The following is a 21,186-nucleotide window of genomic DNA, read 5'->3' on the forward strand; positions in this document are numbered from 1 at the left end:
GGTTGAAAATGAAATTGTTTACTCAAATGACAAAAATAGCTCTTTTTGCTGCAAGCCTAAGCATTACTGGTGCAAGTATAGCGGCAGAGCCAATGAACTTAGATTCATTACTTAAAACACTCGAAAATGGTAAATCAGCTCAAAGCGAGCAAAATAAACAACGTGAACAAGAGTTTGCTGCTCGCCAAAACGAGCAAGTACAAACACTTAAAAATACCCAAGCAAAGCGCAATCAAATGCTGGTGGAATCTGAACGTCTAGAAACGCAATTTGAAGAAAACGAAGTAAAACTTGCTAACTTAACAGACACGCTTTCTAAACGCATGGGTTCGCTTAAAGAGTTGTTTGGCGTTCTTCAACAAGTTGCAGGGGATTCTAGTAATAAGTTTGCGACATCAATAGTATCTGCTCAGATTGCTGGGCGCAGTATGTTTATGGATGACCTTGCTCAAAAGATGGGTTCAACTTCAAAACTTGCTTCAATAGAAGATATTGAAAAAGTATGGTTTGAATTACAACGCGAAATGACCGAGCAAGGTAAAGTAAGTCGTTTTAACGCAAGTGTTATTGTTGAAGGCGGTACTAAAGCACAGCAAGAAGTTGTGCGAGTGGGCGCATTTAACCTTATATCAAACGGTAAGTATTTAGAGTTTAACTCCTCGACTAATTCTTTGAGTGAATTAACACGTCAACCTGTATCGCGCTTTACTGCAACAGCAGAAGAGCTACAAAGCACTAAAAGTGGCGTGGTGCAATTTGCACTTGACCCAACAGGCGGCTCTATTCTTGGTTTATTAGTACAAGCGCCTGATACACAAGAACGTGTTCATCAAGGTGGCACAGTGGGTTATGTGATTTTAGGCGTAGGTGTTATTGCACTTCTTATATCACTTGAGCGTTTTTTCTCACTATTGATTATGGGCGGTAAAATTCGTCGCCAGCTTAAAGATACAGTTGCACGTGATGACAATCCGCTTGGACGCGTAATGAAAGTAAAAGATCAATTTCCAAGTGTTTCACACGACACACTGGAGCTTAAACTAAGTGAAGCTATTTTACGTGAAATGCCAAAAGTGACGCGTAATTTAACACTTATCAAAATCATCTCTGTTGTTGCGCCGCTACTAGGTTTATTAGGTACGGTAACCGGCATGATCAATACATTCCAAGCAATCACCTTATTTGGTACTGGGGATCCTAAGCTTATGGCGGGTGGTATTTCTCAAGCGCTAGTAACAACGGTATTGGGCTTAGTGGTCGCGATACCAACGGTATTTTTATACACCTTACTTAATACGCGCGCTAAAAATATCTTGTTAACTATTCAAGAGCAGAGCGCCGGTATTATTGCAGAGCGAAGCGAGAAAGGAGCATAAACCATGGTGCTATTGATTGACTCAATCAATGCTATCCGTGATTTTCTCGACACCGGTGGCCAAGTTCTCTTGGTCATCGGGGTGTTAATCTTCGCGATGTGGTTATTGATACTCGAGCGATTTATTTACTTTTTTAATGGTTTTAGAAGCTATAAACACGCTCTTAAAGCCACTTGGATTAACCGTACAGAACGAGATAGCTGGAATGCAGAGCAAATACGCGAAGCGATGATATCGCGAGCTGGTATGCGCTTAAACACCAATCTTTCTTTAATTAACGTGATGGTTGCTTTGTGCCCGCTACTTGGTTTGTTAGGCACGGTGACGGGCATGATAGAAGTGTTTGATGTAATGGCAATTACTGGCACAGGTAGTGCGCGCTCAATGGCATCAGGGGTATCAAAAGCAACTATCCCGACAATGGCAGGCATGGTAGGTGCGTTATCTGGGGTATTTGCCTCAACGTACTTACAACGAAAAGCTAAGCGCGAAGTAGAACTACTACAAGACAGCATGGTTTTAGACCATTAAGCAAAATTTTGATAAGCGGCTTATATAAAGCCACTCATCCTAGGAGAATAAAAATGAGAGCCCCGTTAGGAAACCTATTTCAAGAAGACGAAGCTGAAGAAATAAACATGACCCCAATGTTAGACGTTGTATTTATCATGCTTATTTTCTTTATTGTAACTGCCTCTTTTGTTAAAGAAGCCGGTATTGATGTAAACCGCCCAGAAGCCGCAACAGCTGTTAAAAAAGAGCGTGCTAATATTTTAGTGGCTATTTCTGATACAGGCGAGATTTGGATTAATAAACGTCAAATTGATGTACGCGCAGTACAAGCCAATATCGAGCGTTTAAAAGCAGAAAATCCACAAGGTAGCGTTGTGATTCAAGCGGATAAAAAAGCCACTACCGAAATGTTAATAAAGGTGATGGATGCCTCGCGCGCGGCGGGCGCATTTGATGTATCAATTGCCGCACAAGATGCGTCTTAAGGGCTAGTTATGTTGCGATATTTAGTTGCATTAGTGATAGCCGGTGTAGTGACCTTTATGTTGTTTTTAGGCATGCAGGCACTGATCACTGGCGGTGAAGGCGCTATGACGGATCCGGTAAAGGGTAACGTACTTGATTTTGTTCGCTTGAAAAAAGAAGAAACCGTACAAAAAAAAGAGCGTAAGCCACAAAAGCCACCAACACCAAAAGAGCCGCCACCACCAATGGAATCACCGCAAATGCAAAATAGTGATGCTACAGCAAATGCTAACAACTTTGACTTTGGTGCCAATGTAGATGCGGATGTAAATTTAGCCGGCGGGTTAGCACTTGAAACAAGTGATGGTGAATACTTACCGATTGTAAAGGTGGCCCCAGTTTATCCGCGCCGTGCGTTATCACGTGGCATAGAAGGCTACGTGATTGTTGAATTTACAGTAACTAAACAAGGCACTGTACGCGACCCACAAGTAGTAAAAGCAGAGCCTGAGTCACTTTTTGATAGAGCTGCGATGGATGCAGCCCTTAAATTTAAATATAAACCGCGCGTAGTAAACGGTGAAGCCGTTGAAGTTGCGGGTGTTCAGAACAAAATATCTTTCCAAATTAGCGGTTAATTAGTAATTAACCACGAGTAAACGGACAGAAATGCGAGGCGATTATGAAATTACTACCTACAGCTAAACTTTTAAAGTTAACACTATTTTGTACCGCTGCGATCAGTACAAGTATTGTTACACCAAGTGCTCTAAGCCTAATTCCAGGGCTACATGTAGCTACGGCATATGCAGAGCAAGAACAAAAAACGAAACGTGTACCAGCACTACGTGAAAAGGTTTATAGCCAGCTTGCTCGTGCCCAAAAACTTGCAGACGATGGTGATGTTAAAGGTGGACTTGAAGCGCTTGATAGCATTCAAGAGCGAGCTGCAAGCATGAACTCGTACGAAGTGGCAATGATGCATAACTTTTACGGGTTTATTTATTACAACGAAAACGACTTACCAAAAGCGATTGCCTCGTTTGAAAAAGTGGTAGCTGAGGAAGCCATTCCTGAGTCACTTCGTTTAAGCACTACATTTAGCTTGGCTCAACTGGCTATGGCTAATAGTGATTACACTAAAGTTATCTCTTTTTTAGATGATTGGGACAGTATTAACACTCAGCCTAAAACAGAAGGCTACTACTTGTTAAGGGCTCAAACATACTATCAGTTAAAGGATTATAAAAAAGGGCTTGAGTATATCTCCCAAGTTATCTCCTTAAGTGATAGCGAAGGTAAAATTCCTAAGGAAAACTGGTTAGTACTTCAGCGTGCAATGTATTACTCACTTAATCAAGCTGACAAAGTTGTTGAAGTACTTGAGCGCATGGTAAAGCTTTATAATAAGCCTGAGTATTGGGTGCAGTTATCGGGTATGTATGGTGAAACAGGTAGGGAAAAACAACAGTTGGCGGTAATTGAAGCCGCTTACCAGCAAGGATTTTTAACCTCTAAATCTGATTTACGCCAATTAGCGCAAGTGTATTTATACAATGGTTTAGCGTTTAAAGCTGCAAAAGTGATGAGCGATGCCATTGATAAAGATATTGCTGAAAAAACAGCAAAAAACTACGCTTTTGTTGCCGAGGCGATGATCCAAGCTAAAGAAGATGAAAAATCTATTACCTACTTTGCAAAAGCTGCTGATTTATCTGAGCACGGTAAATACGATCAACGTTTAGCCGAAGTATTTGTAAATACAGAGCAATATGAAGAAGCCGCCGATGCAGCGCGTAAAGCACTTGATAAAGGTGGTCTTGATTTTGAATCAAATGCATTTGTTGCACTGGGTATGGCGCAGTACAACATGCAAAATTTTGATGCATCAATTTTAGCGTTTGAGCAGGCAGAAAAACATAAAAAATCTCAGCGTTTAGCACAGCAGTGGATCAAATATGTAAAGCGCGAAAAAGTGCATGCAGAAACACTTAGAACAGCTTTACTGTAAATTTTAAAGCGCTTTACTAATTAACAAGTAACGCGTGTAAAACCAGTTCATAATCGCAACACTAAAACCGCCTCAGGGCGGTTTTTATCGTCTCTAAAAGCATCCAATTGCTTGATTTTAAATAAGTTACTTTTGTCATCTTATGGTTATTAAACTGTAACTACTTTGTCATAAGTCTCCCGTATTGTAACCGCAGCTAAACTCAAGTGACCTTAAAGCATTATTTAAGTGTTTTATGGTGACTTGAGTTTATTTGAGCACCTAAAAAATAATTAAATACTTTAACGGAGTGAACAATGAAATTATCTGACTTATTCAAAGTAAGTTTGATTGCAACTGCAGTATCTTTAGCTGGTTGTGGTGGAGACTTAGTAGTATCTGAAGGCAACACAACTATTAATGAAGGTGATACAGTAACTAACGTTATTGAAGGCGGTGACGATACAAGTGGTGAAACGTCATCACGTGATGATTCACAAAATGCTACCACTGGCTTTCCTACTGATATTGATAATGCACTAACTCAAGGTTTAGCAACTGATGTTTCTAGTGAGTTTACATCTATTACAGATAAGCCCGTATATCGCTTAGCTGCAGATACCGTGTTCACTACTGATGTATCGTTAACAAACGACGCACACTGGATCTTAAATGGCCGTACTGCGGTTGGTAATGATCGCGCAGATAACGCCAAGCTTTATATTCAGCAAGGTACAACGATTATTGGCGAAACAGGAGATGACTTCCTAGTTGTTCGTCGCGGTTCACAAATTGAATCGGTAGGGACTGTAAGTCAGCCCATTACAATGACCTCAATTCAAGATGTTACAGCTCAAGAAACAACGATTGGTCAGTGGGGCGGTTTAGTATTATTAGGTAACGCGCCAGCAAATTCTTGCGGCGACCAAGAAGGTGAAGCAACAGCTGATGAACTTGCTAATTGTGGTGTGTCGGCTGAAGGTGATGCAGGTCAGTTTGGTGGCGATATCAGTGATGATAATTCAGGTACTTTAAAGTATGTACTTGTTAAGCAAGCCGGTAAAACGTTAGGTAATGGTGATGAGTTAAATGGTATTACGTTTGCCGGTGTTGGCTCTGCAACTACGGTTGATTATATTCAAGTACATGAAAATCTTGATGATGGTATAGAGTTCTTTGGTGGCACAGTTAATGTAAGCAATGTTGTACTTACAAATATTGGTGACGATTCGCTAGATTGGTCTTTTGGTTGGACGGGCTCAGCTACAAACGTTTATATTCAGCAAGCGGCTAACGTAGGCGATAACGCTATCGAAGCTGATAACTCTGAATTTGATTCAAGTGCAACACCATTAACACTACCTACTATTTCAAACGTTACAATTGTGGGTGCTGAGGGCAATAACGGCATTCGTTTACGTGCGGGTACTGCAGGGGTTCTTAAAAATGTATTTGTAACGGGCCCAGCTACTTATGAAAACTGCTTACGTGTAGGTTCTGATTCAGTACCTCGTGCAGAGGATGGCACACTTACGATTACAAACTCTATAGTTGCTTGTCAAACTGCAGCGAATAACTTTGGCAGCGAAGTTATTAACGGTGGCGATGTACAATCTTGGTTTGAAGGCCAAGACGCTAACCAAACACTTACCCCAGCTGATTTAATGCTAGATGACAACGGTTATACACCACTTGCTGGCTCGCCGCTTATTGCAAATACGCAAGTTGGTGCATTTGATGGCTCAACTAATTGGATGGAAGGTTGGACTGTTGGTATTAATGGTGGCTTCCCTACTGATATTGATAATGCGCTATCACAAGGTTTAGCCTCAGATGTTTCTAGCGAATTTCCGGAAATTACAGATAAGCCAGTATATCGCTTAGCTGAAGATACAACGTTTACAGCGGATGTAACACTTACAAATGACGCACATTGGATTTTAAATGGCCGTACCGCAGTAGGTAATGACCGTGCAGACGTTACAACACTTTATGTTCAAGCAGGCACGACATTAATTGGTGAATCAGGTGATGACTTTTTAGTTGTTCGTCGTGGTTCGCAAATTAACGCAAATGGTAATGCAACTGCACCTATTACAATGACATCTATTGAAGATGTAACAGGCGCTGAAACAACAATTGGTCAATGGGGCGGTTTAGTACTTTTAGGTAATGCTCCTGCTAACTCGTGTGGCGATCAAACTGGCGAAACGACTGCTGAAGAACTTGCTAACTGTGGTGTATCAGCTGAAGGTGACGCTGGTCAGTTTGGTGGCGATATTAGCGATGATAACTCAGGTGTCCTTCGTTATATTGTCGTAAAGCACGCAGGTAAAACTCTTGGTAACGGCGATGAGCTTAATGGTATTTCGTTTGCGGGTGTAGGCTCTGCAACAAAAGTAGAATATATCCAAGTTCATCAAAATCTTGATGATGGCGTTGAGTTTTTTGGTGGTACTGTAAATGTTCGTAACATAGTACTTACTGATATTGGTGATGATGCCTTTGATTGGTCGTTTGGTTGGACAGGTCGTGCGCAAAATATTTATATTCAACAAAGTGCTGTTGGTGGTGATAACGCTATTGAAGCGGACAACTCAGAATTTGATTCAAATGCTACACCTTTAACAAAGCCACTAATTTCTAACGTAACAATTGTAGGTGCTGATGGTACTAACGGTGTTCGTTTACGTGCAGGTACAGCGGGCGTTCTACGTAATGTAGTAATTACAGGGCCTGAAGGTTACTCAAACTGTTTACGTGTGGGTTCTGACTCTGTAGCAAATGCAGAATCTGGTGAGCTTTCTATTGAAAACTCAGTAGTGGCATGTAGTGAAGATAATAACTTTGGTAGTGAAGCAATTGGTGGTGGTAACGTTCAATCTTGGTTTGAAGGCCAAACAGGTAACCAAACGCTGACAGCTGCTGGCCTTAGTTTAGCAACCGATGGCTTTACACCTAAATCTAGCTCACCATTATTAGGTTCGGGTGTTGATTCGTCAGACCTTGATTCGTTCTTTACTAAAACAGATTATATTGGTGCGTTTGATGGCGATAATAACTGGATGGATGGTTGGACAGTCGCTATAACACCAAGTTTTCCTGATGATATTCAAAATGCCTTAGAGCAGGGTTTTGCTACTGATGTATCAGCAAGCTTTCCTGAAATCACAGACAAGCCAGTTTATCAGTTAACTTCTGATGTTGTATTCACTTCAGACGTAACATTAACTAACGATGCACATTGGATTCTAAAAGGCCGTACAGCCGTAGGTAATGACCGCGCTGATGAAACGACTTTATATGTTCAATTTGGTACTACGCTTATTGGCGAGTCGGGTGATGACTTTTTAGTTGTTCGCCGTGGTTCTAAAATAGAGGCCGTTGGCAGTGCAACTCAGCCAATTACTATGACGTCTATTGAAGATGTTACTGGTGGCGAAACGACTATTGGTCAATGGGGCGGTTTAGTGCTTTTAGGTAATGCACCGGCTAACTCGTGTGGCGATCAAGAAGGCGAAGCTACCGCTGATGAGCTTGCAAACTGTGGTGTGTCTGCTGAAGGTGATGCTGGTCAATTTGGTGGTAATGACCCAGAAGATAACTCAGGTACTTTAAAATACGTGGCAGTTAAACAAGCAGGTAAAACGCTAGGTAACGGAGATGAGTTAAACGGCATTACGCTTGCTGGTGTTGGTAGTCAAACAGAGCTTGATTACATTCACGTTCATGAAAACCTGGACGATGGTGTTGAATTTTTCGGTGGTACTGCAAACATCAGTCACCTTGTTTTAACTAATATTGGTGATGACTCACTAGATTGGTCATTTGGTTGGACGGGTAAAGCGCAATACGTACTTATCAAGCAAGCCGAATCAACAGGTGATAATGCAATTGAGGCGGATAACTCTGAGTTTGATTCAAGTGCAACACCACTCACAATGCCTACAATTTCTAATGTTACTATTATTGGTAATGTAGGGGTTAACGGTATACGTCTACGTGCAGGCACTGCGGGTATGCTTAAAAACGTGGTTGTGACAGGTGGGGCAGATTATTCAAATTGTTTACGTGTAGGTTCAGATTCAGCTCCTCGCGCAGAGGATGGTACATTAACTGTTACTCACTCAGTTGTTGCATGTGAAACGGCAAATAACTTTGGTACGCAAGCAATTGGTACTGGTAATGTTGAGTCTTGGTTCTTAGGCCAAACAGGTAACTCTGTGCAAGCAGCCACAGACCTTGGTTTAGCAGATAACGGATATATGCCTTCGGCTGAGTCATTACTGTTAGGTAATGGTTTTGATTCTTCAAGCCTAGATAGTTACTTTGATTCAGTAGATTACATTGGTGCAATGGATGCACAAACAGACTGGACAGCAGGTTGGGTTAAGGTAGGTCTTTAATCCAAACCACATTATAGCCGAGCGAAAGCTCGGCTAATGTCTTGTTTTGTTTCGGAGTATAAAAATGAAATCTTTTAAACCCTCTTCTCTTGTTCTATGTAAACTAAATTGCGCAGTTATGGCTGCAATTATGGGGCTATCAGTAAACACAGCTATAGCAGCCGAAGCCGAAGAGCAAGAAATAGAAGAAGTAGTTGCTGTTGGCCAGCGACTAAAAGGTAGTGCAGGCGCAGTACTACAAGAGCGTCAAAATCAGGCATTTGTTGCTGATATTATGGGTGCTGATCAAATATCACGCACAGGTGATGGCGATGCAGCTTCAGCGCTTCGTCGTGTGACTGGTTTAACCTTAGTCGATGGTAAATATATTTATGTTCGTGGTTTGGGTGAGCGTTATTCAAGTACCCAACTTAATAGCATGTATGTTCCAAGCCCAGATCCCACTCGATCAGTTGTTCCACTGGATTTATTTCCATCGGATATTATTGAAAGTTTAAGTGTGCAGAAATCGTTTTCTCCTGATATGCCAGCGCACTTTGGTGGTGGTAATGTAAATATACGCACCAAATCTATTCCTTCTGATTTTTTGTTTAAAATACAGTTAGGTACTTCATATAACACCTCTAACAGTGACACCGGTTATTTTTACAGTGGTGGTGATGATGATTGGATGGGGCGCGATGATGGTACACGTGCTTTACCTTCATTAATTTCTACAGCGCTTAAAAGTGATGCAGGACTTGAAGGTGACAGCAGTACTACGCTTGAGCAGCGTCAAGCGCTCCTACAATCTCTAGATTGGCAAGTTGGACCTACTGAGAAAGACGTTGATCCAGGCATGAATTTTTCAGTAGCACTAGGTGATAGGTTTGAGTCTGAAGTAGGTACTTTTGGCGTGCTTGCAGCTGTTTCCTATGACAATGAATGGGAAGTAGTTAAAGAGCAAAGCGGTACAAATTTAGGTAGTTTGGGCTGCGAAGATAAATGTTTTGCACAAACTTATGATGGCATATCTACTGAACAAACCGTTCGTTGGAGTGGCACATTAAATTTAGGTTATGAATTTAATAATAACCATAAATTTGAACTAACGAATATAGCGCTTCATGATATGAGTGACAGAGTGCGTAATCGTGACTTTTTCGATGCTAACGAGTCTGAAGAAGGTGTTACTGAGTTACGCCGTGTTGACGTTATGTATGAAGAGCGTGAAATGTTCTCTACGCAGCTCAAAGGGACGCATAATTTTCCTGAATTAGAAAATTTATTTTTTGATTGGTATGCAGGTACAAGCCGCGCCAACAGGGATGCTCCAGGTGCGTTAGATGTTGTTTTTCAAACTAACTTAAATGATGGTGTATTTGAATCAGAGCAGTTACAAGATGTTGCTGCTACTAACGTAACGCGTGATTATCAAACTTTGCATGATGACGTAGATACGTATGGTTGGAATATGGGCATCCCGTTTTATGGTGATGGCTATGAGTTAGAGCTTAAGGTGGGTGGCGATTTTTCTGAAAAAAAACGTGATGCAAGTAATATTCAATTTGGTATTACGCACCGTGGTATAACAGATGAATATACATTTGGCTCAAACATAGACCAAATTTTTTCTGACGAAAATTTAGCTAATAGTGAGTTTTATACAAGTATTACAGGCTCTGGTATTTTTGATGATGGTACCGCAGATGGTGATAAGTACAGCGCTGCACATAAGTTAGACGCTTATTATTTTATGGCCGACTTTTTCTACGAAAACACATGGCGTATAACCGGTGGTATTCGTTGGGAAAACTTTTCTCAAATATCAGTGCCTTTTCAGGCTCATACTAATTTCTTTGATGGAACAATTGAAGAAGTGAGCGAAGTTGCAATAAAAGAAGATAACTTTTTTCCTTCTTTAGCAATTACTTATATTATGGATGAAGAAATGCAGTTTCGCTTAAACTTAAGTGAAACGACGATTCGCCCAGATATGCGTGATGTAAGCTCAACTTATTATGTTGACCCACTAACAGAGTTTTTAGTGCGAGGCTCGCCTACACTTCAAAGCTCTAAGCTAAAAAATGCTGACTTTAGGTTTGAGTGGTACATGCCTTCAGGAAACAATCTATCAGTTGCTTTGTTTTATAAAGATATTGAAAACCCAATTGAAATGGTTGAGTTAGCGGGTGTTGGTGGAGCTGCTCCGCAATTACTAACAGCAAATGCGCAGTCGGGTGAACTAACAGGTATTGAGGTAGACTTTTTAACTGACTTTAGTTTTATTCATAATGATTTATCTGCCATATTTTTATCAGGTAACGTTACTCTATCGGATTCAAGTGTTGAGCTTGGCATAAACGATGCTGATGGGGTTGATTCATTATTTGAACAACAACTAAAAGAGGCGTTGGAAGCTGACTCTGTTTCTAACATTGTTACTAATAATAAACGTCGTTTAGTTGGTCATTCTGAATGGGTAGCAAACTTACAAATGGGTTATGACTCTGCTGATGGTTTTCATTCTACCTCAGTTGTTTATAACGTGTTTGGGCCGCGCATAATCGTACCAGGTACGCGTGGTAACGAAGACGCAGAAGAAAAGTCATTTCATTCTCTTGATTTAGTTTATTCTTACTTCCCTAACTTTAATACTAAAGTTAATTTTAAAGTTAAAAATATACTTGGCCAAGAAAAAGAAATTGAACAAGAAAACTTAACACTTTGGCGTCAAGAAGAAGGCACTGAGTTTAGTTTAAGCTTTAGCTACGAGTTTTAATTTTCTACCCAAGGAAGGGGGATATAATAAAACCTAATTACCTATTAGCCCTGTATTTAATACAGGGCTTTTTTATGACTATGAAAAATATTTAAGTTCTACTTTATTCACTAGTTTTAGCGCGCTGGTGGTGTTATTTTGACGTTAATGAAAATTAAATCTCACGCAATGAATTTAATTTTTAATGTATTAAGGCATCTTTTATGAATCAAACAGTGGAACAAACAATGAAAAAAGTAGGATTAGTCGGTTGGCGTGGCATGGTTGGCTCTGTGTTATTAGAACGTATGCAGCAGCAAAGTGATTTTGCCCATATCGACACCACCTTTTTCACCACCTCACAAGCGGGTCAACTAGGCCCTAATATAGCAGGCGACGCAAAACCATTGCTAGATGCAAGTGACATTAGCGAACTTGCTAAAATGGATATTATTGTTACTTGCCAAGGCGGTGACTACACCAATGCGGTATATCCAAAATTACGCGAGTCGGGTTGGGATGGTTACTGGATTGATGCAGCTTCAGCACTGCGTATGAGTGAGGACAGCATAATAGTGCTAGATCCCGTAAACAAAGATGTTATTGAACAAGGCTTAGAGCAAGGCGTTAAAACGTTTGTTGGCGGTAACTGTACAGTATCGCTAATGCTACTTGCACTAGGTGGTTTGTTTGAGCAAGACCTAATTGAATGGGTAAGCCCAATGACTTACCAAGCAGCCTCTGGTGCTGGTGCACGAAATATGAAAGAGCTTATTGCACAAATGGGCGCTATTCATGCAAGTGTTGCTGAGCAATTAGATAACCCAAGTTCTGCTATTTTAGAAATTGATAAAATAGTCAGTGAAACAATGGCGTCAAATGACTTACCACAAGACCAATTTGGTGTGCCACTAGCGGGCAGTTTAATCCCGTGGATTGACGTACCTATGCCAAGCGGTCAGTCTAAAGAAGAATGGAAAGCGCAAGTAGAAGCCAATAAAATTTTAGGCTCTTCTAAGCAACCAGTGCCAATTGATGGTTTATGTGTTCGTATTGGCGCTATGCGTTGTCATTCACAAGCGATGACCATTAAATTACGTGAAGATATTAGCGTAGAAAAAATTGAAGAAATTTTAGCGTCTCATAATGAGTGGGTTAAGGTAATTCCAAACGAGCGTGAAATTAGTGCCACAGACTTAACACCGGTTAAAGTAACGGGCACTTTAAGCATTCCTGTTGGGCGTATTCGTAAATTAGCTATGGGACCAAAATACATTAGCGCATTTACAGTTGGCGATCAGCTTTTATGGGGCGCGGCAGAGCCACTTCGTCGTATGCTACGCATAATTGTTGATGGTGAGTAATACCAATTCGCAATAATACTTAATCAATTTGAGGGGGTTAAATCTGACGTTAACTACGTTAAATATTTCTGATATAGAACAACTAAATAACGAAATTTTTGCCTTGTTATCGACACGATTTTCTTCCCTCAAAATAGATCACTTAATTAAGCGAATTGGTATAATATATAATCAGTATTAACAAAAGGGGTTGGCAATTTGCCAGCCCTTTTTAGTTTAATGGCTTATAAAACCGCTTAAGAGGCTAAAACAATACTTTTTTATGAATGTTCACTTTTGTTTATTATTGAACATAAGTAAACTGTTTACATTGTGCAACAGCCTATTCAAGTAACATTAATGACCTCTCACACAAATAACTTTGCCAATAAGCGATTAGCATTTGTTAGCTCCTATTTTAGTTCTGCAATTGCTATAAACACGGTTGTTTCTTGTTTTCTTATTTTTAGCAGTATTAACCACAGCGCCTCGCAAGAAAAACTTTATTGGCTTTTTACGTTATCATTTATTTCATTACTTCGAATAGCAAGCCATGTATTTGTTAACAACACCCATGCTTTTAAATATCATCTGTATTTTATAGGTTTATTATTAACGGCTTTAACATGGGCTGCTTTTCCTATTTTGTTTTATGAAAACATGCAAATGCAGGAAAAATTTGTATCATTGGTTGTTTTTAGCTCCCTTGCTGGTGGAGGCGTTAATGTTTTAGCTTCAGATATTCGTTCCTCCTTGTCGTATATAACCTGCTTATTGGTTCCTTTTAGTATTTTATTACTTTTACAGCCTATTGAAGATGAGAATGTACTAGGTGTTTTAGGGCTCGTTTTATGGTTTATTTTGTGTTTTATAACGGCTTCACGTAGTGCAAAAGATGTAAAATCATCAATTAATAACGAACTTAAGTTAGATCAATTTATTGAAAACTTAGAAAACGAAGTGCAACTTCGTACCGAACAAATAATTTCTTTAGAGCAAAAAGACAACCTAACTAAATTGTTTAACAGGGGGAGCTTTGTTTCTAATGTTGAACTTGATTTAGCCAATCAAAATGATGATATTAAAGCTGTTTTATTTTTAGATATGGATGACTTTAAAATCATCAACGATAAATACGGTCACGATTTTGGTGATTTTGTGCTGGCTCAAACAGGTAAACGATTAGTTGAAACACAAACCCAAGGCGATTTTATTGCTTGTCGATGGGGAGGTGATGAGTTTATTTTTTATTCTCGCACTAACACCGAAGACGAACTTTTTGACTGTGTTTTTAGATTAGTTAAAACCTTAACGAAAACAGTAAGCATGGACAGCTATCAAGTAAATCCCTCTTTTAAGGTTGGGCTGTATTTTACGCGCGAAAATTTTAATCTTGCAGAGGCGATTAAATACGCTGATGTAGCTATGTATGAAGGTAAGAAAAGCCGTAATGAAATATCGGTATTTGACGAGCGAATGCATGAATCGCTTAAAAGAGAAGAAGTACTTCGTAGCTCAATTAAAGAGTGCTTAGAAAAAGGTGACTTTCATCTTTGTTATCAACCCATTGTTGATATAAGCACAAATGAAATAACCACGTTTGAAGTATTACTTCGTTGGCAATTTAATGATGAATTTATCCCCCCTTCAGAATTTATAGATATTGCAGAGCGATATGGAAAAATTAATATATTAGGTGAGTTTGTACTAGAGCAAGCCATTGCGAGTTTAAGTAAGTTAAATGCGGTGAATAGTAAGATTGGATTGTCGATTAATGTGTCTGTCTTGCAACTAGAAAACCATAATTTTTTAGATTTTTTAGTTGCGCTTTTAAATAGATACGCAGTTAAACCATACAATGTGCATTTAGAAATAACAGAAACAGTCATGATTAAAAATTTACCGTATTTGTCAAAAGTGATTACGGCCATAAAAAATACCGGTGTACGTATCTCTATTGATGATTTTGGTACCGGGTTTTCTTCTATATCGGTTTTAAAAGAGCTGTCAGTTGATTACATTAAAATAGATAAATCTTATATTGATAACATTTGTGAATGCTCAAAAGATAAAAGTATTGTATCTGCGGTAACTAACATGTCGCATATGATAGGTTGCCAAGTAATAGCGGAGGGCGTAGAAAGCCCAGCTCAGTTAACGTTATTACAAAGCTTACAAATTGATAAGTATCAAGGTTTCATATTCAGTAAACCAGTTAGATTTGCCGACGCGCTTAAACTTATTAGTTAGAGCGCTGACTTTTTCACAAAGTTTGTTTATGTAGGGATGATCCAACAGTGCCGTGCGTTTTGCTTAGCGTTTTCATCATGCTTTGTACATAATCCTGCTACTGAAAAATCAGTCGCTAAAGGTCAATACCCCTAGTAATAATGAACTTTTATTAACTTAATGTATTCACATGAGCCACCTGATTACGCCCTTCATTCTTGGCATGGTAGAGTGCTTTATCTGCTTCATTTATTGCACTCTCAATTGTCGTTTTATTACATTTAATATTTATTACGCCAAAACTTGCCGTTACATTAATTACTTTATCGTTAAAATGAATTGGGTAACTGGCCAGTGCACTTCTTAGTTTTTCGGGAAGATCTTTAGCTGACGATTCGTCGTTTCTTGCTATTAATAAAGCAAATTCTTCGCCGCCAATGCGGCCAAATAAATCACATGGGTTTATGCAGTTTTGCATTATTTTTGCAGCTTCTACTAAAACTAAATCACCACCTGCATGTCCAAATTCATCGTTTATTTTTTTAAATTTATCTATATCCCAATAAATTAAGCTGACGTAGTTATAATTATTAAGTTTATCTTTTAGTTGCTCTTGGCTTTTATTATAGAATCCACGCCTATTTAAGCAGCCTGTAAGTTCGTCGCTCATTGCAAGATGGTTCATTTTTTCAGCTAAATCTGATGCCATCATAAATATTATGAATACGGCCATGCCTACATGTGCAGTAGGGACAGTAATAAAATTAATTAATGTATACAGCGCTATATATTCTTCATTTACTTGGCTGCCTTGCAGTAACGCTATGCTTGCTGCAACAAATAAAAGTAATCCACATAGCGTATAAGTAATACTAGCGCCTATTTCGGCAGGAAGTGATTTTTGTTTATGCCTGAAAATAATAACTGCATTGAGTACAAGTAAAATCACATCATAATACACATACAAGGACATAAATAAGCCAACATGCACATATATAGCTGTAAAATAATAGACAGCAGCAAGAGTAACTATTGCTGAGATAATTAAATAGCGAATTTTTATACCCGAGTTTACCCTAATGCAATGCCCCCACGTACCTAGCAGTACTGAACCTACAGAGAAGCTACTTCCTAACATCCAATATAATGTGTTTGAGTTAAATAATGGTTCTGCCAACATTGTTGCCCATTGGCATGTAGAGAATGCAAATGCGATTGTCCAAAGCATGGCATATTGCTTTTTACCTAACGTATACCACGACATTAAAAATATGACAGACCAAATAATACTGGTGAAAAAGAGGGTAACTAATATATAAAAAATAGGATTCATGTATTTTTATTCTTGTTTGCGTTAATTTTACTTTAGTAGATGAAAGCGGTTTATTCGACCTAACGCCGGTTATTAGTTAGCTAAATTGTAAATAGATATGTATGCAATCATTTCTTAAGTTGTGTATTTGAATAGTGGTATATCCCTTGCTGTAATAACTGTTGTTTAGAGCTTTAAGCTTATATAGCTTTGCTTTGTTTATAATTTTATTCCTAACAGGTATTTAAATTACAATTATTAGTAATTTTTACACGTTTATTTATTTGCTTAATTAAAGAATTCAGCTAGGGCTTATTTATTCTTCTAGGTTAAATTTGTAGCTGTACGTTTAGGTTTTAGGTAAAGCAGAGTTTATGTTGTGTGGCTATCTTCATAAGTGCTTTATAAAAATAAATATTAAACATACGCAGCCCTTTATATAGAAAAATTTAACCCTGAAAGGTCAAAAGGCCCCCGTTTTTAGTAAAGGAAATTACAATGCATTTTTCATCCAAAATATTTCACGACAAATACCTTAAAGGTGTAATAGCGCTGGTTGTGTTACTTATACTAACGCGAATAGCCGCGCCTTATGTAGTTCAGCACTACGTAAATTATCAGCTAAAACACACACAAGGTGTTACTGGGCATGTTGGTGACGTAGATTTGTTTTTATATCGCGGTGCCTACGCAATTGACGACGTTGAAATTTATGCTGTTGATGCAACTTCAGCTCCTAAGCCTTTGCTGAGTATTCAAACTCTCGATTTTTCACTTGCGTGGTCAGCCCTTTTAAAAGGGAATTTAGTAACAAACATGGCGTTTACGCGCCCTAAAATAGTTATTTATGATAAAGACCCCAATGCTTCTGAGCAAAATAAACAAGTAAAAGACGAAACTACTTGGGTAGGTCTCGCCAATAATTTAGTACTGTTTTCTATTGATACCTTAACAATTGAGCAAGGCAAGTTAACTTTAGTTAACTCAACGAATAGTGGTGAAAAACCCACTTTTATATCAAATATCAACGCTCGAATTGAAAATATAACCAACGCGCAAAACCTATCAAAAACACTAGTGACTACTCTAAGCGTACAAGGTGCATTAATGGGGGAGGCCGCATTAAAGTTTGATGGCAAATTAGATCCCTTTAGCAAACAAGCCAATTTTGATTTTAACGCAGAGGTACAGCGTTTCTCTGTTAAAAACCTCGATACTGTATTTAAGGTATACACGCCTTTTGATATTGAAGCGGGTGGCATTGATGGCGCTATGGAATTGGTGGCTAAAGATAATAACTTAAATGGTTATGTAAAAGCGGGCGTTCAAAACTTGAGTGTGTTCTCGTGGCGCGAAGATATAGAAAAAGATGACGATGGAATATTTACGGCCATATTTGAAGGCAGTGTTGATTTACTGGGCTCTATACTCGAAAACGATGAGTCTAAACTTGTTGCTGCACGTATCCCTATAGAGGGGCAATTAGATAATACGGATGTTTCGACTTTTCAAGCTGTGATTTCGGTATTAGAAAACGCATTTTTTGATGCGTTTAAAATGAAAGTAGATAACGTTATTTCTTTTGAAGATACGGATGAAAAATCTGATAACGAGGAGAATTAAAGCTCTTTGGTAATGTTCGTTTTAGTTAAATACTTAAGCTGCACCCACTTTTTAAACTTTAAGTGGGTGCTTTAGTACTTTTCTCAGATTAGTTTTTGCGGTTACTCAATAGCTCTTTAAGCTCAGCAATTTGGGATTGTAGTTCGTTTACTTGCCCTTGCGTTGCAGGTAATGAGCTGTCGTCTGCGAGCTCTTCTCGCGCTTTGCGGTGCTCTTCACTCATTACTTCTAAAATGGCACCTACCATCATATTTAAAAATACAAATGCGGTTAAAAATATAAACGTAAGGTAATAAATCCAGCTTAGTTCGTACACCGCCATTGTTTCATACATTATGTCGGTCCAATCTTCAAATGTTGCCACCCTAAACAGAGTAAGCATGGAGATTGAAACATCTTGCCAAAGTACGGGGTTTATTTCAGCAAACATCATGCTGCCCATTGCAGCGTATATATAAAAAATAACAAACATTAATAGGGCTATATAACCCATTTGTGGAATGGCTTTAAGCAATGAATTAACTAATAAGCGCAGCTCTGGGATCATCGATACTAATCGCAGTACTCTAAATATGCGAAGTAATCGAGCAATTAACATAGTAGAGCCAGCAGCAGGATATAAACTGCCCAATACTATGATGGTGTCGAATATGTTCCATCCTTTAGAAAAAAAATGTTTTATGCCTTTACTTGCAATAAAGCGGATTACTAGTTCAATTAAAAAGAATGCGGTAATGCCAACGTCCATCCAATTTAGAGCAAGCTCTACGGTAGGATGTAGTGAGTAAGTGTGCGCACCTACTGTCAGGGCAGAAACAATAATTACAGCTATAACAAATGATTGAAATATCTTGCTTTTGTCTATACGCTGAAACAACTTTTGTAACTGCGACATCATAGAAATAGATCCTTTGGAGATTAAGATTTTATGGCGCTAATATACAATAATACTGTAATAATTTAACGCTTTTTCGATATAGAAAGTGTAAGGAAATTTAATGTTTATCAATAAACTAAAAAGTAGCGCATTACTTATTGTTGGATTATGTGTTTTAGCAGGTTGTAGCTCTGATGCGCGTTTTCATGAAGTTCAATCGGCGCGCCTTGATGAGTGTAACTATAAAGCTGACAAAGAATATTACGAATGCTTAGATAAACAAGATTCTAACTACGAAGAGTTTAAAAAACAGCAACAAGCAGAAACTAAATAAGTAACCTTTATATTATGACTAAAACTCAAAAGCAGCGCGATAAGCACATTAGACTAGCACTTACTAATGCATGCGAAGCAATAAAAGAAAGCGTAATTGGTTTTGATTATCTAACGCATACCATTGATTTAAATAATGAGGCCAATACGTTAAAAGTACAATGCTATTTTAATGATGATATAGCCCTTGAAAGTGCAAAACCGCAACTTAACGAATTAACAAATATAATACTCAAAGAGCTTACTAGTATTAAGTTGAACGCAAAACCAGCACACATCTCATTTTTAGCCAATTAACAGCGGTTTAGTTGGTATGACATCACATGGACGTTATAATTAGATAAATTATTTTTAGGGTTTAAATTATGGCTGTTCCTTCGCGTTCGCAAATTTCACCAGGTACCACAGTAAATATTGTATTAAAAGAAGATCAACGCAGCGGCACATTAACAGAAGGTGTGGTTGAGCGCCTTTTAACAAAATCACCAAATCACCCACACGGCATTAAAGTACGTTTAGAAGATGGTCAAGTTGGCCGAGTAAAAGAGATTTTATAATGGCAGCGTTAACAGAACAGGCTTTTTGGGAATTAGTAACAACGCCTGATTTAGGGCTCGATCCGCAAAGTGTGAGCGATAACCTAAAAACTAAACTTAATGATTTAAGCGATCAACACCTTATTGATTTTGATAAGCACTTTGGCATACATATGCGCAAGTGTTTTACCTGGGATTTATTTGGTGCCGCTTTTGTGATGGCTGGATGTAACGACGATTACGGCTTTAGCGAATTTAGATGTTGGTTAATTTCGCGCGGTAAAACAGTATTCGAAAACGCCTTAGAAAATGCTGATTCTATAGCGCAGTGTACACCTGTTTATTACTTAAATGAGCAGCCTTACCCGTATATTGATGAGTATGATTTAATAGCCGGTTTATTATTTGAAGAACGCAGCGAAGATGAATTACCGTTTATTCCATCAGGCAGCGATGAACCCAAAGGCAAACGTTTTAAAGACAAACCTAAGTTTTTAAAGCAAAGCTACCCTTTATTATTTGCAAAGTACTGGCAATAAAATAAACAGTGATTTGAGCGCTATTCAAACAATTTTATGAGTTCAATTTCCCTACAAGTAAGCGCATTGATATAAATCGTTTTGTTGTTTAAGTACGTATTAACTAAAGTACTTAACAGCAAAATGGTTTGTAATGCAGTATCTAGGATGAATCTTTGTGGATTTAAATGTGTTCAATCTAAGGGATTTATTTGTGGCACGAGGTTTGTAACCTAATGGGATCGGTAATTGCTCTTGCGTTATCTTACTGGCTTACACACATGTAAGAATCAGTAATAGTCGAGCAAAGCTCCCTTAGCTGCTCGTGTCTTAGTTCCTGAATACGACTTCTCTCCTTTTATAGTAAATCTCTGTTATAGTTGTTAAAAGTTATAAAAGCTAAGTGATTAGGCATTTTGCTATTATTTAACACGCTGACTCACGAGGATACACCCACGAAATGAAATATTTAACACTCGCTTTATTAACTGTCGCTTTTACAAGTGCAAATGCTTTTTCTGAGCCGAGTAATAAAACACGATTTATACCGCTTTTAAAGTCAAAATTGGGAGCCTACGAAGTTGTGTCGAGCAACTCAGGGTTATGCGTTAACAGCAATTTGAGTTTGACAGATGAAAGTGATTTAAGTGCTGGTTTTAAACTTGGTGAGCAAATTGTATTTGGATCGCTCCACAATGGTACCCGAACCATTAAAAAACCAAACTTTTGCTTTATAACCAGCACTCTTAAATATAAAAGTGATGGCCTTGAAAACGGCTTAAGAATGAGCCGTTGTGAAAGCCCAGCAAACGAAAAAACAATCAGTCAAAGTATCAAATTTTTAGCTGATAACACACTCAAATACACATTGAGCGAACCCAATGTAGAGTGCACATTTAAAAAAGCAGATGAGAGTAAATAAAGC

The 21,186-nt window shown here is 38.5% G+C and carries 17 protein-coding genes; 15 read left to right on the forward strand and 2 right to left on the reverse strand.

From position 1 onward, the window contains the following. The first annotated feature begins 8 nt into the window (after nucleotides 1–8). The 9 genes from H5117_RS05335 (at nucleotide 9) to H5117_RS05375 (ending at nucleotide 15,083) form a co-directional block, all read left to right on the forward strand. Entirely contained in the window at nucleotides 9–1,376 is a 1,368-nt protein-coding gene (locus tag H5117_RS05335) for a MotA/TolQ/ExbB proton channel family protein (RefSeq protein WP_182736454.1), read from the forward strand. Between the two features lie 3 nt (nucleotides 1,377–1,379). Then, nucleotides 1,380–1,907, forward strand: coding sequence for a MotA/TolQ/ExbB proton channel family protein (locus tag H5117_RS05340; protein ID WP_182736457.1), 528 nt, complete (start codon nucleotides 1,380–1,382; stop codon nucleotides 1,905–1,907). A gap of 53 nt (nucleotides 1,908–1,960) precedes the next feature. Continuing rightward, nucleotides 1,961–2,374, forward strand: coding sequence for a biopolymer transporter ExbD (locus H5117_RS05345; protein WP_004334764.1), 414 nt, complete (start codon nucleotides 1,961–1,963; stop codon nucleotides 2,372–2,374). Nucleotides 2,375–2,386: 12 nt separating this feature from the next. After that, complete coding sequence (locus H5117_RS05350) at nucleotides 2,387–2,992, forward strand: energy transducer TonB (RefSeq protein WP_024597386.1); 606 nt, start codon at nucleotides 2,387–2,389, stop codon at nucleotides 2,990–2,992. 44 nt (nucleotides 2,993–3,036) lie between these two features. Then, entirely contained in the window at nucleotides 3,037–4,365 is a 1,329-nt protein-coding gene (locus tag H5117_RS05355) for a lipopolysaccharide assembly protein LapB (RefSeq protein ID WP_165723864.1), read from the forward strand. A gap of 296 nt (nucleotides 4,366–4,661) precedes the next feature. Further along, a complete protein-coding gene (locus H5117_RS05360; RefSeq protein WP_182736461.1) occupies nucleotides 4,662–8,750 on the forward strand; it encodes a hypothetical protein in 4,089 nt (1,362 codons plus the stop codon). 64 nt (nucleotides 8,751–8,814) lie between these two features. Further along, nucleotides 8,815–11,511, forward strand: a complete 2,697-nt coding sequence (locus H5117_RS05365; protein WP_182736471.1) for a TonB-dependent receptor domain-containing protein — start codon at nucleotides 8,815–8,817, stop codon at nucleotides 11,509–11,511. Between the two features lie 203 nt (nucleotides 11,512–11,714). Continuing rightward, the gene (asd, locus tag H5117_RS05370) at nucleotides 11,715–12,854 is read left to right on the forward strand and encodes an aspartate-semialdehyde dehydrogenase (protein WP_182733035.1); all 1,140 of its coding nucleotides are present in this window, start codon (nucleotides 11,715–11,717) and stop codon (nucleotides 12,852–12,854) included. 339 nt (nucleotides 12,855–13,193) lie between these two features. Next, nucleotides 13,194–15,083: a bifunctional diguanylate cyclase/phosphodiesterase gene (locus tag H5117_RS05375; RefSeq protein ID WP_220491762.1), complete on the forward strand. Its 1,890-nt coding sequence runs from the start codon at nucleotides 13,194–13,196 to the stop codon at nucleotides 15,081–15,083. 151 nt (nucleotides 15,084–15,234) lie between these two features. Here H5117_RS05375 and H5117_RS05380 read toward each other — a convergent pair whose 3' ends face one another. Next, nucleotides 15,235–16,395: a GGDEF domain-containing protein gene (locus H5117_RS05380; RefSeq protein WP_182736483.1), complete on the reverse strand. Its 1,161-nt coding sequence runs from the start codon at nucleotides 16,393–16,395 to the stop codon at nucleotides 15,235–15,237. A gap of 477 nt (nucleotides 16,396–16,872) precedes the next feature. On the opposite strand from H5117_RS05380, the gene H5117_RS05385 reads away from it, so the two are divergent. Next, nucleotides 16,873–17,997 (forward strand): DUF748 domain-containing protein, encoded by a 1,125-nt coding sequence (locus H5117_RS05385; RefSeq protein ID WP_182736485.1) that lies wholly within the window; start codon nucleotides 16,873–16,875, stop codon nucleotides 17,995–17,997. An 88-nt stretch (nucleotides 17,998–18,085) separates the two neighbouring features. On the opposite strand, the gene H5117_RS05390 is transcribed toward H5117_RS05385, so the two are convergent. Next, entirely contained in the window at nucleotides 18,086–18,895 is an 810-nt protein-coding gene (locus H5117_RS05390) for an ion transporter (protein WP_007583228.1), read from the reverse strand. A 100-nt stretch (nucleotides 18,896–18,995) separates the two neighbouring features. Between H5117_RS05390 and H5117_RS05395 the strand changes: the two genes are divergently transcribed. The 5 genes from H5117_RS05395 (at nucleotide 18,996) to H5117_RS05415 (ending at nucleotide 21,183) form a co-directional block, all read left to right on the forward strand. Continuing rightward, nucleotides 18,996–19,208, forward strand: a complete 213-nt coding sequence (locus H5117_RS05395; protein ID WP_007583226.1) for a hypothetical protein — start codon at nucleotides 18,996–18,998, stop codon at nucleotides 19,206–19,208. A 14-nt stretch (nucleotides 19,209–19,222) separates the two neighbouring features. Continuing rightward, complete coding sequence (locus tag H5117_RS05400; RefSeq protein ID WP_182736487.1) at nucleotides 19,223–19,504, forward strand: hypothetical protein; 282 nt, start codon at nucleotides 19,223–19,225, stop codon at nucleotides 19,502–19,504. A 68-nt stretch (nucleotides 19,505–19,572) separates the two neighbouring features. Next, complete coding sequence (locus tag H5117_RS05405; RefSeq protein ID WP_004334795.1) at nucleotides 19,573–19,764, forward strand: YwbE family protein; 192 nt, start codon at nucleotides 19,573–19,575, stop codon at nucleotides 19,762–19,764. Further along, nucleotides 19,764–20,282 (forward strand): DUF4240 domain-containing protein, encoded by a 519-nt coding sequence (locus H5117_RS05410; RefSeq protein ID WP_007377587.1) that lies wholly within the window; start codon nucleotides 19,764–19,766, stop codon nucleotides 20,280–20,282. Before H5117_RS05405 ends, H5117_RS05410 begins: the two co-directional genes overlap by 1 nt. A 439-nt stretch (nucleotides 20,283–20,721) precedes the next feature. Further along, entirely contained in the window at nucleotides 20,722–21,183 is a 462-nt protein-coding gene (locus H5117_RS05415) for a hypothetical protein (protein ID WP_004334802.1), read from the forward strand. Nucleotides 21,184–21,186: the final 3 nt, after the last annotated feature.

The sequence above is a fragment of the Pseudoalteromonas sp. SG45-1 genome, assembly GCF_014164135.1.
Lineage (GTDB): Bacteria > Pseudomonadota > Gammaproteobacteria > Enterobacterales > Alteromonadaceae > Pseudoalteromonas > Pseudoalteromonas distincta.